Source organism: Paraburkholderia pallida (genome assembly GCF_004524855.1).
Lineage (GTDB): Bacteria > Pseudomonadota > Gammaproteobacteria > Burkholderiales > Burkholderiaceae > Paraburkholderia > Paraburkholderia oxyphila.
This window is the reverse complement of record NZ_CP038148.1, coordinates 354,277-367,915: the sequence shown is the minus strand read 5'-3', so window position 1 is coordinate 367,915 and position 13,639 is coordinate 354,277. Positions and strand designations below refer to the sequence as shown.

Genomic DNA, 13,639 nt, shown 5'->3' with positions numbered 1-13,639 from the left:
CCGGGCGCCGGCCCCGTGCAGCTGCAGGGGCGGGTGCTCGGGATGCAAAACGGGATGAGGAAGGGCTTAGCCCGCCTTCTTGCCCTGGTTCGCGACGGCGGCCTCGGCCTTCGCGATGGCATCGGCGTCGCCCAGATAGTAATGCTTGATGGGCTTGAGGTTCTCGTCGAGTTCATAGACGAGCGGCACGCCGTTCGGGATGTTCAGGCCGACGATGTCCGAATCCGAGATGCCGTCGAGATACTTCACGAGCGCGCGAATCGAGTTGCCGTGCGCGGCGATCACGATGTTCTTGCCCGACTTGATGGCCGGCGCGATCGACTCGTTCCAGAGCGGCAGCACGCGCGCGACCGTGTCCTTCAGGCACTCGGTGAGCGGCAGCTCTGCGCGCGGCACCTTCGCGTAGCGCGGGTCGTCGTAGGCCGTGCGCGAGTCGGTGGGCTCGAGCGCGGGCGGCGGCGTGTCGTAGCTGCGGCGCCAGACCAGCACCTGCTCATCGCCGTACTTCGCGGCGGTTTCCGCCTTGTTCAGGCCCGAGAGCGCACCGTAGTGACGCTCGTTCAGGCGCCACGAGTGCACCACCGGCAGGTACATCTGGTCCATCTGGTCCTGCACGTGCCAGAGCGTGCGGATCGCGCGCTTGAGCACCGACGTGTAAGCGATGTCGAACGAATAGCCGGACGCCTTGAGCAACTGGCCGGCCTGCTGGGCCTCGCGGTTGCCCTGCTCGGTCAGATCGACGTCGACCCAGCCGGTGAAGCGGTTTTCCTTGTTCCACGTCGATTCGCCGTGGCGGATGAGTACGAGTTTGAACATGAAGATGACGGTCGGTAGTGAAGGAAGCGGTAATCGGGGACGGGGTCCGTCTGGCATACGGCCACAGGCGCGCATCTCATGCGGCTGCCTCGCGGCGACGGTCCGGCCCCGGGGTCGCATGCCCGGCTGCACACCCGGGCTGGGGGGCGGCAACCCTGCGACAAACGGTTATTTTATAATGAGCGGATTGCCTGAATCCGTTTTCCCCCGATTTCTCTTTTTCCCGGCGGATCATCCGTGACGTTCTTTACCAATTACATCAACCTTGTACTCATCGCGATCGTCCTCATCTCTGGAGGGTTGCTACTGTGGCCGACGCTCAAGCGCGGCGGGCGCGGCGGCGTTTCCGCCGCCGAGGCGACGCAGCTCATCAATCGCCGCAACGCGGTGGTGATCGATCTGCGTTCCGCGGACGACTTTGCGAAGGGCCATCTGCCCGCCGCACGCCATCTGGAATTCGGCGAGCTGCAGGCCAAGGTCGCCCAGTTCGTGAAGAACAAGAGCAACCCGGTATTGCTGGTCTGCCAGACGGGCCAGCAGTCGCACAAGGCGCTGCGCGTCGTGAAGGATGCCGGTTTTGCCGAGGTCCACGTGCTGGACGGCGGCGTGAACGCCTGGCAGCAGGCCGGCATGCCGGTCGTGAAACAAGGAGCTTCGAAGTGAGCAAGGTAGTCATGTACAGCACCCAGGTGTGCCCGTATTGCCAGATGGCCGAACGTCTTTTAAAGTCGCGCGGCGTCGACCATGTCGAGAAGGTGCTGATCGACCGGGATCCCGCGCGGCGCGAAGAGATGATGACGCGCACCGGTCGCCGGACCGTGCCGCAGGTTTTCATCGGCGAGACGCACGTGGGCGGCTACGATGACCTCTCCGCGCTCGATCGCGCGGGCGGCCTGATGCCGCTGCTCGAAGCGGCAGCCTGAGCGGTCCTGGCTAGCTTGACGCCGCGCTTTGATGTTGCGCCTGGTCGTCGTGCTTTGACGTAGATTTTGGCGGCGCGTCGCTGCGCCGCAGTTTTTTCGCCCGCGCGAGCCGGTAAGGCCCGCGCGGGCGTGTTGTCGTCTGTTGCTGCTCATTGCGGCTGCATCGCGTTGTCTCGACATTGCGAGACGACGCGATACTGTGCGGTTGCAACTCAATTTAATCAGGAAGCCAAACACCATGTCTGACGAGAACAACCAGCCGTTCTTCAACATCCAGCGCATCTATCTCAAGGATCTGTCGCTCGAGCAGCCGCACTCGCCGGCCATCTTCCTCGAGCAGGACATGCCCTCGGTGGAAGTGGAAGTCGACGTGAAGGCCGAGCGTCTCGCGGAATCGGTGTTCGAGATTCTCGTGACCGGCACGGTCACCGCAAAGGTCAAGGAAAAGATCGCGTTCCTGATCGAAGCCAAGCAAGCTGGCATCTTCGACATCCGCAACATTCCGGCCGAACAGGTCGATCCGCTCGTCGGCATCGCCTGCCCGACCATCCTGTTCCCGTACCTGCGCTCGAACATCGCCGACGCCATCACGCGCGCGGGCTTCCCGCCGATCCATCTGGCCGAGATCAACTTCCAGGCGCTCTACGAGCAACGTCTGCAGCAAATCGCGCAGCAGCAGGAAGGCGCCAGCAGCGCAACGCACTGATTGAGCGCTGAAACGAAACCACCGGTGCGGAGTATCGGAATGAAAGTCGCCGTTCTCGGCGCCGGAGCGTGGGGCACCGCGCTGGCAGGGCACCTGGCCCAGGCGCACGACACGGTGTTGTGGGCGCGCGATGCCGCGCTCGTCAACGCCATGCGCCAGACGCACGAGAACGCCCGCTATCTCGCGGGCGTCTCGCTGCCGAAAAAACTCCACTACGAAACGGATCTGGCCGCCGCGCTCGACCATGCGTCGGGCGAGGCGGATCTCGTCGTGCTCGGCACGCCGGTGGCGGGCCTGCGCGACATGCTGCGCACGATGCGCGGCATGAACCGCGCGCCCGCGCACTTCGTGTGGCTCTGCAAGGGCTTCGAAGCCGACTCGCAACGGATGCCGCATCAGGTCGTGGCGGCCGAGCTGCCCGAGCACAAGAGCAACGGCGTGCTCTCGGGGCCGAGCTTCGCGCGCGAGGTGGGCGAGGGCTTGCCCGTCGCGCTCACCATTGCGAGCGCCTCGGCCGACTGCCGCGAGCGCACGCTCGCCGCCTTCCATCACCGTGCGATGCGCATCTATACCGGCGACGACGTCGTGGGCGTGGAAGTGGGCGGCGCGGTCAAGAACGTGCTCGCGATCGCGACTGGCATCTCCGATGGACTCGGCCTCGGCCTGAACGCGCGCGCCGCGCTCATCACGCGCGGCCTCGCGGAGATGACGCGCCTCGGCGTGACGCTCGGCGGGCGCGCGGAGACCTTCACGGGTCTCACGGGCCTGGGCGACCTCATCCTTACCGCCACGGGCGACCTCTCGCGCAACCGCACCGTGGGCAAGCAGCTCGCGAGCGGGCGCACGCTCGACGATATCCTCGGCGCGCTCGGCCATGTGGCAGAAGGCGTGCGCTGCGCACGCGCTGTGCTCGCCATCGCGCGCGAGCACAATATCGACATGCCGATCACCCAGGCGGTATGCGCTGTGCTGTTCGACGGCGTGGCCGCGCGCGACGCCGTGAGCGCCCTGCTCAGGCGCGACGCGAAGGCGGAGTAGCGCGCAGAGCTGCCGGCCTTCCGGTGGGAGGGCGGTGCGCCGCCGCCTGCGGACCAGCGTTCGTTTTGTGTGGGACCGGAGTAAGTGCTGAAGCACTTACTCTGGATCGACTCGCCGTGCGTGGGACCGGATTAAGCGCTTTAGCGCTAACTCCGGTCGACAGGAGGACTGTCATGCTAACCATCGGAAACTGCCGCATCGAAGCGCAAGTCGTCGACATCACGACGCTGCACGTCGATGCCATCGTGAACGCCGCGAATACCTCGCTGCTCGGCGGCGGCGGCGTGGACGGCGCGATCCATCGCGCGGCCGGCCCGGATCTGCTGCGCGAATGCGAGACGCTGAACGGCTGCCCGACTGGCGACGCGAAGCGCACCGCCGGCTACCGGCTTCCCGCAAAGCACGTGATTCACACCGTCGGGCCCGTCTGGAACGGCGGCGGCCGCGACGAGGCGTTCTTGCTCGCGTCGTGCTACCGGCGCTCGCTCGAATGTGCGCGCGAGGCCGCAGTGAAGAGCATCGCGTTTCCGGCGATCAGTTGCGGCGTCTATCGCTTTCCGCCCGACGAGGCCGTGAAGATCGCGGTGCAGACCGTGATCGATGAGTTGAATGCCGATGCGTCGCTCGAGCGCGTCGTGTTCGCCTGTTTCGACGAGGCGATGCTCGCGCGCTACGCACGCGAGTTGAGTGCGCGCGCTTCCGGCTGAGGCGTCCGCCCGTCCATTCACATCTCGTTAGTCTTTCACGCGCCCCCTTCGAAGCCGGCTTGCCGCCACGCCTCGAACACCACGACGGCCACCGTGTTGGACAGATTCAGGCTGCGGTTGCCCGGCCGCATCGGCAGGCGCACGCGCTGCGTGGGCGCGAAGCGCTCGAGCACCGCGTCGGGCAGCCCGCGCGTTTCCGCGCCGAACACGAACCAGTCGCCCGGCAAGAACGCGTGATCGTGAAAGCTTCCCGAGCCGCGCGTCGTGAACGCGAACATGCGCAATGGATCGGGCGTCTCGGCGGCGATGAAGGCATCCCAGTCGCGATGCACGTGCATCTGCGCGTATTCGTGATAGTCGAGGCCCGCGCGGCGCATTTTCGTGTCGTCGAGCGGGAACCCGAGCGGCTCGATCAGATGCAGCCGCGCGCCCGTGTTCGCGCACAGGCGGATCACGTTGCCGGTGTTCGGCGGAATTTCCGGTTCGACGAGAACGACGTTGAACATGGCGATGAAAGTCCTGAAAAAACAGTAAAAACGAGAAAGAGGCGTTCAGTCCTTCGGCGTGCGCAGCGCGACGAAATTCGTCACGCGCCGTGCGCCCGCTGCCTTTAGCGTGTGCGCGAGGGCGTCGAGCGTCGCGCCCGAGGTCATCACGTCGTCGACTACGCCAATATGCAGGCCGCAAAGACTATGGCTCGCGCGCGTGAGCGCGAACGCGCGGCCCACGTTGCGGCGGCGCGTCTCGCGGTCGAGCTTCGATTGCGCCGCCGTATGCAGCGTGCGGCGCACCAGCGTGACGTCGGCGCGCGTGCCGAGTGCGCGGGCGAGCGGCCGCGCGATCTCCCACGCCTGGTTGTAGCCGCGCTCGATCAAGCGCTCGCGCGAGAGCGGCACCGGCACGATCAGTTGCGGCGCGTCGGCGGCATCGAGAACGTCGGCAGCGGCTTGCGCGAGACGCCGCGCGAACTCCTCGCCGAGCGCGAGCCGGGCGCGAAACTTCAAACCGAGCACGAGCGCATCGAGCGGTGCGCGATAGTCCGCAAGCGCGAACGTCGCGTCGAACGCCGGTGGCGCTTTCACGCAAGCGTCACATCGGTAGCGATCGCGCGCGTGCCGCATCGCGCGGCGCATGCCCGAGAGCGGCAGCGCGCAAACGCTGCAACGCAGGCGCGCCTCGTTCCAGTACGCCGCATCGCAAGCCGCACAGAGCACGACGCGCGCGTCGTTGCGCACGTTGCAACTTTGGCGCGACAAATTGCCGCATAATGGGCACAGATCAGGCAGCACGAACTGGGCGAGCCGGGGCCAGTGGGCTCGCACGCTGCGGTGGACACGCGCCGCTGCGTGCCGCATGACGTGCAGACTTGCCAGGGGCTTGGCCGCAAGATTTGCGCGTCGCGAGGCGGACGACTGGCTTGACGCCGAAGTGGGGGGCGGTGCGCTCTGCTGCGGCATTGAAGGACGGCCCGAAGCGGGTTCGGGGCTCGCGACTGAAAGGATGGGAGTGAGCGAGTATACTTCGCAGACTTCGCCAATACGACCGACATGTCTCCGTCTCACCCAAGACCCGGCCGTCCGGCCTATGATTCCCGCTATCTGCGACGGATTTTCGACCGTCGCGCGGCGACGTTCGACGAGGTCGCGTTCCTGCCGCGCGAAATCGCGCAACGCATGCGCGAGCGCCTCGAGTACATCAAGGTGAGCCCAGCGAGCGTGCTCGACATGGGCTGCGGACCCGGCGACGATCTCCCCACCCTGCGCGAGCGCTTTCCCGAAGCGCCCGTATTCGGCACTGATCTCTCTTTCGCCATGCTCGAGCGCGCCCGTGCGCACGACGCCGGCGACACGAGCTGGCGGCGCTTTCTTCCTGCCTCCATCGGCCGTGCGCTCGGCGCACGCGGTCCGCGTTTCGCGCAGGCCGACTTCGCCGAGTTGCCGTTTGCGCACGGCGCGTTCGAGTTGCTCTGGTCCAATCTCGCCTTGCATTGGCATCCGCGTCCCGACCTCGTGTTCGGCGAGTGGCAGCGCGTGCTCAAGGTGAATGGCCTGCTCATGTTCAGCACGCTCGGCCCCGACACGCTCAAGGAGTTGCGCGGCGCATGGGCCGAAGTCGATGCGGCGCACGGCGTACCCACGCGGCCTCACGTAATCGATTTCGTCGACATGCACGATCTCGGCGACATGCTCGTCGAGAACGGCTTCGAGATTCCCGTGATGGACCAGGAGACGCTCACCGTCACCTACAAGACGCCCGAGAAGCTGCTCGCCGATGTACGCCGCTGGGGCGCTTACCCGTTCAACCGCGCGTTCTCACACGAAGGCAATGAAGGCGATGAGGCCGATGGGCTCGCATCGCGGCGCCTCTATCGCGCGCTCGCGGCCGCGCTCGAGGCACGCCGTTTGAAGGACGGGCCGAACGCCGGTACGATTCCTCTCACCTTCGAAATCATCTATGGCCATGCGTGGAAAGCCGTGCCGCGCACGACGGCGGAAGGCCACGGCATCGTGCGCATCGAAGATATCGGGCACGGTCCGGCAAGGAATCGCTAACGTGGTAAGGGGGCTTTCGTTATGCCTGAAATTAGCGCCTGAAAAGCCCTCGAAAAATTATCGAAAAATCGCGCAAAGCCACGCCGGTATTGGGTTTTAGGCAGTTTGCAGCTTGCTTGTGAGTGCTTGAGATCGCGCCTATAATGCGTCGGTTGCTGCAGTGATTGCCGTCCCTAAATCTGACGCAGCAAGTCCAGATCTCCCGCAGTTGTGCAAGACGTGAAGCGGCGATAGTCTGAGCAAGTTGCGGTGGGGGGAGCGAGCGATGCAGACGCCTGATCTGCTGGCGAGTCCGGAGCCGGTCCTGAAAGACTGGATCATGAAGCGCAACTGTTCGGTTTCGCCCAGGCAATTCGTGTTGTTCTATGTATCGCTGGCGCTGGTATCCATCGCGATCGCCGTTCTGTTGTTGATCCGCGGCGCCTGGCTGGTATTGCCGTTCACTGGCATCGATCTGTTGGTAGTAGGGGGCGCCTTTGTCATATACGCGCGCCATGCTGTCGATTACGAACGTATCAAGCTTTATCCGAACCGGCTGGTGATCGAGCAGATGAGCGCCGACGCGCTCACGCAGTTCGAATTCAATCCCCGCTGGGTCCGGGTCGAACCGGGCGCGACCCCACGCGACCCGGTGTGTCTCGTGGCCCGCGGCCAGACGGTCGCAGTCGGTTTGCATTTGCCGCAGTATCGGCGTGCGCAGTTCGCGCGGGAACTGCGCACGTGGCTCGCGCGCGCCGGTTGAATCTCGGCGCGTGGCAGGATGTGGTTCAAACAAAGTGCGCGTCATCATTCGACGCGCACCCAGGGCGTCACCTGGTTGCAGAACCTTCCTGCGGGGTCGAGGGTTTGAATGGAAATTATGGGTAAGGAAGCTATGAAAACAATCAAGCGAGCCCTACAGGGCGTGCTGGCGTGCAGCGGACTCCTCGTCGCCGGCGCGGCACTCGCAGTCGGAGACAGTCCGGGCGGCCCCGCGGTGAATGAAATCAATTTTCAGCCGCCCGTCACGCGCATCGCAGAAGAGCTTTACAACCTGCACATGATGATGCTGTTGTTGTGCACCGTGATTTTCATCGGTGTATTCGGCGTCATGTTCTATTCGATCTACGCGCACCGTAAATCGAAGGGCCACAAGGCCGCGCATTTCCACGAAAGCACGACCGTCGAAATCATCTGGACGATCGTGCCGTTCATCATCGTCGTGCTGATGGCGCTGCCGGCCACCAAGGCTGTCGTCGCCATGAAGGACACGACCAACGCCGACCTCACCGTGAAAGTCACGGGCTACCAGTGGAAATGGGGCTACGACTACGTGAAGGGGCCGGGCGAGGGCATCAGCTTCCTCTCGACGCTGACGACGCCGCGCGCGGAAGTGAACGGCCAGGCGCCGATCACCGACACCTATCTGCAGGAAGTCGATAACCCGCTCGTCGTGCCGGTCAACAAGAAGATTCGCATCATCACCACGGCCAACGATGTGGTGCACTCGTGGTACGTGCCCGCGTTCGGCGTGAAGCAGGATGCGATTCCGGGCTTCGTGCGCGACACGTGGTTCAAGGCCGAGAAGGTGGGCACGTATCGCGGCTTCTGTACCGAGCTGTGCGGCAAGGAGCACGCGTTCATGCCGGTCGTGGTCGAGGTGCTCTCCGACGACGACTATGCGAAGTGGGTGGACACGCAGAAGGCGAAGATGGCCGCTGCCAACGACGACCCCAACAAGACCTACACGCTGGTTGAGCTCAAGGAGCGCGGCGAGAAGGTGTACACCTCGAACTGCGCGGTGTGCCACCAGCCCAACGGCAAGGGTGCGGGCGCGTTCCCGGCGCTCGACGGCAGCAAGATCGCCAATGGCCCGATCGCCGAGCACGTGAGCATCGTCCTGCACGGCAAGGCCGCGATGCCTTCGTGGGCGCCGACGCTGAATGACGTCGAGATCGCATCGGTCATCACGTACGAGCGCAACGCATGGGGCAACCATACCGGCGACGTGCTGCAACCGCGCCAGGTGACCGATGCGCGCAACGGCAAGATGCCGGAGGGCGGCGACCACACGGCAGGCGCGGGCGCTGCGCCGGCAAGCGGCGCCGATCAGGCAGGCGCGGCCAGCGACACGAGCGCGGCGGCGCCCGCCGCGGCCAGCGGCGCCGAGCAGGCTTCGGGCGCTGCGCAAAGCACAGCGGCTGCTGCGCCTGCCGCAGCGGCGCTGCCGGCCAGCATCTATTTCGAAGTCGGCAAGAGCACGCTGCCCGCTGACGCGAAGGACGCAATCCAGGCCGCAGCCGACTATGCGAAGGCACATCCGGACGCGAAGTTCGAGCTCTCGGGCTTCACCGACGCGAGCGGCAAGGCCGACGCCAATGCGGAGCTCGCCAAGCATCGTGCGCAAGCTGTGCGCGACGCGCTGAAGGCGGCGGGCATCGCCGAGGATCACATCATTCTGAAGAAGCCGGAGACGGTCACCGGTGGCGCCGATGCGAAGGAAGCACGGCGCGTGGAGATCAGTCCGGCAGCCTGAGCAGGTTGAACGGAGCCGTTGCGCGCGAAGCAGGCAAGAGGCGCGCAACGAGCAGGCAAGAAAAACAGGCAGTCGAGCAGGCCAACGCTGCAGTAAGAGACGCAAAGCAATTCGCTTCAGGAGAGACTCATGTCTAGCATCGGACACGATGTAGCCGGTGGGCACGGCCACGTTCACGGCGATCACGCCCACGAGACCCCCCACGGCTGGCGGCGCTGGCTGTTCGCCACCAATCACAAGGACATCGGAACGCTGTATCTGATTTTTTCGTTCGTGATGTTCCTTTCGGGCGGTGTGATGGCGCTCGCCATCCGTGCCGAGCTGTTCGAGCCCGGGCTGCAGATCATGCGCCCCGAGTTCTTCAATCAGCTCACCACGATGCACGGCCTGATCATGGTGTTCGGCGCGATCATGCCGGCCTTCGTGGGCTTCGCGAACTGGATGGTGCCGCTGCAGGTCGGCGCATCGGACATGGCCTTCGCGCGCATGAACAACTTCAGCTTCTGGCTGCTGCCGGCTGCCGCGTGCCTGCTGGTCGGCTCGTTCTTCTCGCCCGGCGGCGCGACCGCCGCGGGCTGGACGCTCTACGCGCCGCTTTCCACGCAGATGGGCCCGGGCATGGACCTGGCGATCTTCGCGCTGCACATGATGGGGGCGTCGTCGATCATGGGCGGCATCAACATCGTCGTGACGATCCTGAACATGCGCGCGCCCGGCATGACGCTCATGAAGATGCCGATGTTCGCATGGACGTGGCTGATCACCGCCTACCTGCTGATTGCCGTGATGCCGGTGCTCGCGGGCGCGATCACGATGCTGCTGTTCGACCGCCACTTCGGCACGAGCTTCTTCAACGCGGCAGGCGGCGGCGACCCGGTCATGTACCAGCACATCTTCTGGTTCTTCGGCCACCCCGAGGTCTACATCATGATCTTGCCGGCGTTCGGGATCGTTTCGCAGGTGATTCCGGCGTTCTCGCGCAAGCCGCTGTTCGGCTATAGCTCGATGGTGTACGCCACGGCGTCGATCGCGATTCTCTCGTTCATGGTCTGGGCGCACCACATGTTCGCGACCGGCATGCCAGTCACGGGCCAGCTGTTCTTCATGTACGCGACCATGCTGATCGCCGTGCCGACGGGCGTGAAGGTGTTCAACTGGGTGGCCACGATGTGGCGCGGCTCGCTCTCGTTCGAAACGCCGATGCTGTGGGCGGTGGGCTTCCTGATCGTGTTCACGTTCGGCGGTCTGTCGGGCCTGATGCTCGCAATGGCGCCGCTCGACATCCAGTACCACGGCACCTACTTCGTGGTTGCGCACTTCCATTACGTGCTAGTGGCGGGGTCGCTCTTTGCCTTGTTCTCAGGGTGGTACTACTGGTCACCCAAATGGACCGGCTGGATGTACAACGAGATGCGCGGCAAGATCCACTTCTGGTGCTCGCTGTTCTTCTTCAACCTCGCGTTCCTGCCGATGCACTTCGTCGGTCTCGCCGGGATGCCGCGTCGCTATGCCGACTATCCGGCCCAGTTCACCGACTGGAACCAGGTGATCACGATCGGCGCATTCGGTTTCGGCCTCTCGCAGGTGTACTTCCTGTTCTTCGTGGCGCTGCCGGCCTACCGTGGTGGCGGCGAGCTCGAAAAGGCCAGCGACAAGCCGTGGGATGGCGCAACCGGCCTCGAGTGGACCGTGCCGAGCCCGGCGCCGTTCCACACGTTCGAAAATCCGCCGACGGTCGAATAAGCCATCGGTCCCGGGTGTCCGGCCACACCGGCCGGACACCGATGAAAGCCGCGGCTGCGCGTTTTGTTCAGCATGGTGTTGTAGACATGAAGGCGATCACGAGCATGAGCACGCAACCCGCGGCCACTGGCACCACAGGCAACACTGGCAACGCAAGCATGACCCGGAATCCACAAAAAAGACGTACGCCCGAACAGATCCGCGCGGGCAACCTGCGGCTCGGCCTGATTCTGCTGGCCATCGTCGCCGTCTTTTTTCTGGGTGCCGTTGTGAAGCAGGTGTATTTCGGCGGCCTGGCGCATTGAAGCCATTGGCAGCGAGGCGCAACGCAACGGCGTGAGCGCTGCTGTTCGTACGAGGAAGTCCGATGTCTACGCAGCACTCTCGCAGCGATCGCGCGTTCAACCGCTCGATGCTCATCAAGCTCGTCGTGGTCGCGTTCTTGATGTTCGGTTTTGGTTTTGCGCTCATCCCGATGTATCGCGCGATCTGCCAGTTCAGCGGCGTCAACAACCTCGTGAAGCGCGACGCCTCCGAGAGCGAGGTGCGCAACACGCAGGTGGACATGACGCGCACGATCTCGGTGGAGTTCGACGCGAACGCGCGCGGGCTGCTGGGTTTCAAGCCCGAGCAGACGAGCCTCGACGTGCATCCGGGCGAAGTCATGACGGTGATGTACGACATTTCGAACAACGAAGGACGCACGATCGACGCGCAGGCGATTCCGAGCTACGCGCCGAAGCAGGCAACGGAGTACTTCCGCAAGATCGAGTGCTTCTGCTTCACGCAGCAGACCTTGAAGGCGAACGAGACGAAGCGCATGCCGGTGGTGTTCGTGATCGATCCGAAGCTGCCGAAGGACGTCAAGACGATCACGTTGTCGTACACGTTCTTCGAGCTGAACAAGCCTGCGACACAGACGGCGCCGAAGCAGTCGGCCGGCGCGTGAGATGAGTGAGGCGTGACGCCAGTGAGACGACGCGCATGAGCGGCAACGACAGGAACGATGAGAGCGGCGGCGCCAAAGAAGGCGCCGGCGCGGCGAAGCAAAAGAAGAGCGGCGTGCTGCAACTGGCGAAAGCTGTGGCGTGGTCGTTCTTCGGCATACGCAAGCGTGCCGACCTCGAAGCGGACGCCGCGCAGTTGCATCCGCTGGCGCTGATCGCGGCGGGTCTCATCGGCGCGGTGCTGTTCATCGTCGTGCTGCTCTTGATCGTGCACGCGGTGGTGGGATAAGCGGGGCGCAGCGATGAGGACGCTTGCGTCCGGGAACGCAGAACGAATAACGAAGACAGACCGCCGGCAGAAGTCGGCAAAAGCCGGCACTGTCCGGAGCAACTGGAAATTGGAGAATCAGGCATGAGCGGCCAAAACGATAGCCCGTACTACTTCATTCCGCACCCGTCGCGGCATCCGATCAGTGCGTCCATTGGGCTGCTGGTCATGCTCTCGTCGCTCGCCTCGTGGATCAACGGCGAATCGTGGGGGCCGATCGGCGTGGCCGCGGGTCTGCTGTGGCTGCTCTTCACGCTCTGGCACTGGTTCGGCGACGCCATCTCCGAATCGGAAGGCGGCATGTATGGCAAGCGCGTCGACGCGTCGTATCGCTGGAGCATGAGCTGGTTCATCTTCTCCGAAGTGATGTTCTTCGGCGCGTTCTTCGGTGCGCTCTTCTACGCGCGGCAAATCGCACTGCATCAGCTCGGCAGCCTCGACTACAAGCTGATCTGGCCGGACTTCACGGCGGTGTGGCCGAACAACGGCCCGGCGGCGCTCGTCTCGCACTTCCGCTCGATGACGCCCTGGCCCGTGCCGACCATCAACACGGCGCTGCTGCTCTCTTCGGGCGCGACGCTCACGGTCGCCCACCACGCACTGCGCGACGATCACCGGAAAAAGGCCATTGCGTGGCTTGCGGCGACGATCGCGTTGGGCCTGTGCTTCCTGTGCCTGCAGGTTTTCGAGTACGTTCACGCGTACAACGAACTGAATCTCACGCTGGCATCGGGCATCTACGGCTCGACGTTCTTCCTGCTCACCGGCTTCCACGGCTTTCACGTGTTCCTCGGCGGCACGATGCTGACCGTGGTGATGATCCGGTTGATTCGCGGCCACTTCACGGCGGAGCACCACTTCGCATTCGAAGGCGCGGCGTGGTACTGGCACTTCGTGGACGTGGTCTGGCTCGGCCTCTACGTGGTCGTGTACTGGCTGTAAAGCGGCCGCGAAGGGTCTGCACAGCGCCGGCCATTCGCGCGGCGCACGATCACCGCAGCGCAGCGGGCACAATAAAAACCAGGGCGCCGCTCCGACATTGTCGGCGCGGCGCCTTGGCTTTTGCGCGATTGGACGATGCAGGGGGCGAAGCGGCCCGGCGGTGTTGCGAAAGGCAGAGCGCCGGGCGGCTCGATTGCGGACGCCGCGCTCAGCGGCCGTAAGGAATCCCGGTGGACTGGATCCAGCCCATCCAGTGCGCAAAGAGGATGAAGAGGAACAGCGAGATGGACAGCCCGACGCGTGTCGCGAGCGACCAGACCATCCGCTTGGTGCGGCCCCGGTCGTGCATCATGAAGTAGAGCGCCGAGATCATGCTCGTGATGATCAGCGCAAACGCAATGGGGACAAGTATGTGCATGAAG

The 13,639-nt window shown here is 64.4% G+C and carries 17 protein-coding genes; 13 read left to right on the top strand and 4 right to left on the bottom strand.

The window, feature by feature from the left end; genetic code table 11:
• Positions 1-66: 66 nt before the first annotated feature.
• Positions 67-816, bottom strand: coding sequence for a 2,3-diphosphoglycerate-dependent phosphoglycerate mutase (gene gpmA / locus E1956_RS01580; protein WP_134746824.1), 750 nt, complete (start codon positions 814-816; stop codon positions 67-69).
• Between the two features lie 237 nt (positions 817-1,053).
• Here gpmA and E1956_RS01575 point away from each other — a divergent pair, with 237 nt between their 5' ends.
• The 5 genes from E1956_RS01575 (at position 1,054) to E1956_RS01555 (ending at position 4,190) form a co-directional block, all read left to right on the top strand.
• Positions 1,054-1,479 (top strand): rhodanese-like domain-containing protein, encoded by a 426-nt coding sequence (locus tag E1956_RS01575; RefSeq protein WP_028220022.1) that lies wholly within the window; start codon positions 1,054-1,056, stop codon positions 1,477-1,479.
• Complete coding sequence (gene grxC, locus E1956_RS01570) at positions 1,476-1,739, top strand: glutaredoxin 3 (protein ID WP_028220021.1); 264 nt, start codon at positions 1,476-1,478, stop codon at positions 1,737-1,739. Before E1956_RS01575 ends, grxC begins: the two co-directional genes overlap by 4 nt.
• A gap of 238 nt (positions 1,740-1,977) precedes the next feature.
• The gene (gene secB, locus E1956_RS01565; RefSeq protein WP_134746822.1) at positions 1,978-2,445 is read left to right on the top strand and encodes a protein-export chaperone SecB; all 468 of its coding nucleotides are present in this window, start codon (positions 1,978-1,980) and stop codon (positions 2,443-2,445) included.
• Between the two features lie 39 nt (positions 2,446-2,484).
• Positions 2,485-3,483, top strand: a complete 999-nt coding sequence (locus E1956_RS01560) for an NAD(P)H-dependent glycerol-3-phosphate dehydrogenase (RefSeq protein WP_134746820.1) — start codon at positions 2,485-2,487, stop codon at positions 3,481-3,483.
• Positions 3,484-3,656: 173 nt separating this feature from the next.
• Positions 3,657-4,190, top strand: a complete 534-nt coding sequence (locus E1956_RS01555) for an O-acetyl-ADP-ribose deacetylase (RefSeq protein ID WP_134746818.1) — start codon at positions 3,657-3,659, stop codon at positions 4,188-4,190.
• Between the two features lie 35 nt (positions 4,191-4,225).
• Here the strand turns inward: E1956_RS01555 and trmL are convergent, their stop codons facing one another.
• Both trmL and E1956_RS01545 read right to left on the bottom strand, forming a co-directional pair.
• Positions 4,226-4,696, bottom strand: a complete 471-nt coding sequence (gene trmL, locus E1956_RS01550) for a tRNA (uridine(34)/cytosine(34)/5-carboxymethylaminomethyluridine(34)-2'-O)-methyltransferase TrmL (protein WP_134746816.1) — start codon at positions 4,694-4,696, stop codon at positions 4,226-4,228.
• Positions 4,697-4,741: 45 nt separating this feature from the next.
• Positions 4,742-5,545 (bottom strand): ComF family protein, encoded by an 804-nt coding sequence (locus E1956_RS01545; protein WP_134746814.1) that lies wholly within the window; start codon positions 5,543-5,545, stop codon positions 4,742-4,744.
• Between the two features lie 192 nt (positions 5,546-5,737).
• Here E1956_RS01545 and E1956_RS01540 point away from each other — a divergent pair, with 192 nt between their 5' ends.
• From E1956_RS01540 to E1956_RS01505, 8 genes are all read left to right on the top strand, one after another.
• Positions 5,738-6,742: a methyltransferase domain-containing protein gene (locus E1956_RS01540; RefSeq protein ID WP_134746812.1), complete on the top strand. Its 1,005-nt coding sequence runs from the start codon at positions 5,738-5,740 to the stop codon at positions 6,740-6,742.
• Between the two features lie 265 nt (positions 6,743-7,007).
• Positions 7,008-7,484: a DUF2244 domain-containing protein gene (locus E1956_RS01535; protein WP_134746810.1), complete on the top strand. Its 477-nt coding sequence runs from the start codon at positions 7,008-7,010 to the stop codon at positions 7,482-7,484.
• A gap of 108 nt (positions 7,485-7,592) precedes the next feature.
• Positions 7,593-9,257, top strand: a complete 1,665-nt coding sequence (gene coxB, locus E1956_RS01530) for a cytochrome c oxidase subunit II (protein ID WP_134746808.1) — start codon at positions 7,593-7,595, stop codon at positions 9,255-9,257.
• Between the two features lie 129 nt (positions 9,258-9,386).
• The gene (gene ctaD / locus E1956_RS01525) at positions 9,387-11,000 is read left to right on the top strand and encodes a cytochrome c oxidase subunit I (protein WP_134746806.1); all 1,614 of its coding nucleotides are present in this window, start codon (positions 9,387-9,389) and stop codon (positions 10,998-11,000) included.
• Between the two features lie 158 nt (positions 11,001-11,158).
• Complete coding sequence (locus E1956_RS46780; protein ID WP_028220011.1) at positions 11,159-11,305, top strand: cytochrome oxidase small assembly protein; 147 nt, start codon at positions 11,159-11,161, stop codon at positions 11,303-11,305.
• Positions 11,306-11,367: 62 nt separating this feature from the next.
• Complete coding sequence (locus E1956_RS01515; RefSeq protein WP_134746804.1) at positions 11,368-11,949, top strand: cytochrome c oxidase assembly protein; 582 nt, start codon at positions 11,368-11,370, stop codon at positions 11,947-11,949.
• 35 nt (positions 11,950-11,984) lie between these two features.
• The gene (locus E1956_RS01510; RefSeq protein WP_134746802.1) at positions 11,985-12,236 is read left to right on the top strand and encodes a DUF2970 domain-containing protein; all 252 of its coding nucleotides are present in this window, start codon (positions 11,985-11,987) and stop codon (positions 12,234-12,236) included.
• A 123-nt stretch (positions 12,237-12,359) separates the two neighbouring features.
• Positions 12,360-13,217: a cytochrome c oxidase subunit 3 gene (locus E1956_RS01505; protein ID WP_134746800.1), complete on the top strand. Its 858-nt coding sequence runs from the start codon at positions 12,360-12,362 to the stop codon at positions 13,215-13,217.
• A gap of 208 nt (positions 13,218-13,425) precedes the next feature.
• Here E1956_RS01505 and E1956_RS01500 read toward each other — a convergent pair whose 3' ends face one another.
• Positions 13,426-13,635 (bottom strand): twin transmembrane helix small protein, encoded by a 210-nt coding sequence (locus E1956_RS01500; RefSeq protein ID WP_028220007.1) that lies wholly within the window; start codon positions 13,633-13,635, stop codon positions 13,426-13,428.
• Positions 13,636-13,639 lie beyond the last annotated feature (4 nt).

Coding starts and splice junctions, on each gene's coding strand:
- gpmA (WP_134746824.1), bottom strand. CDS start 816: ATGTTCAAACTCGTACTCATCCGCCACGGCGAATCGACGTGGAACAAG.
- secB (WP_134746822.1), top strand. CDS start 1,978: ATGTCTGACGAGAACAACCAGCCGTTCTTCAACATCCAGCGCATCTAT.
- E1956_RS01560 (WP_134746820.1), top strand. CDS start 2,485: ATGAAAGTCGCCGTTCTCGGCGCCGGAGCGTGGGGCACCGCGCTGGCA.
- E1956_RS01555 (WP_134746818.1), top strand. CDS start 3,657: ATGCTAACCATCGGAAACTGCCGCATCGAAGCGCAAGTCGTCGACATC.
- trmL (WP_134746816.1), bottom strand. CDS start 4,696: ATGTTCAACGTCGTTCTCGTCGAACCGGAAATTCCGCCGAACACCGGC.
- E1956_RS01545 (WP_134746814.1), bottom strand. CDS start 5,545: ATGCGGCACGCAGCGGCGCGTGTCCACCGCAGCGTGCGAGCCCACTGG.
- E1956_RS01540 (WP_134746812.1), top strand. CDS start 5,738: ATGTCTCCGTCTCACCCAAGACCCGGCCGTCCGGCCTATGATTCCCGC.
- E1956_RS01535 (WP_134746810.1), top strand. CDS start 7,008: ATGCAGACGCCTGATCTGCTGGCGAGTCCGGAGCCGGTCCTGAAAGAC.
- coxB (WP_134746808.1), top strand. CDS start 7,593: ATGGAAATTATGGGTAAGGAAGCTATGAAAACAATCAAGCGAGCCCTA.
- ctaD (WP_134746806.1), top strand. CDS start 9,387: ATGTCTAGCATCGGACACGATGTAGCCGGTGGGCACGGCCACGTTCAC.
- E1956_RS46780 (WP_028220011.1), top strand. CDS start 11,159: ATGACCCGGAATCCACAAAAAAGACGTACGCCCGAACAGATCCGCGCG.
- E1956_RS01515 (WP_134746804.1), top strand. CDS start 11,368: ATGTCTACGCAGCACTCTCGCAGCGATCGCGCGTTCAACCGCTCGATG.
- E1956_RS01510 (WP_134746802.1), top strand. CDS start 11,985: ATGAGCGGCAACGACAGGAACGATGAGAGCGGCGGCGCCAAAGAAGGC.
- E1956_RS01505 (WP_134746800.1), top strand. CDS start 12,360: ATGAGCGGCCAAAACGATAGCCCGTACTACTTCATTCCGCACCCGTCG.
- E1956_RS01500 (WP_028220007.1), bottom strand. CDS start 13,635: ATGCACATACTTGTCCCCATTGCGTTTGCGCTGATCATCACGAGCATG.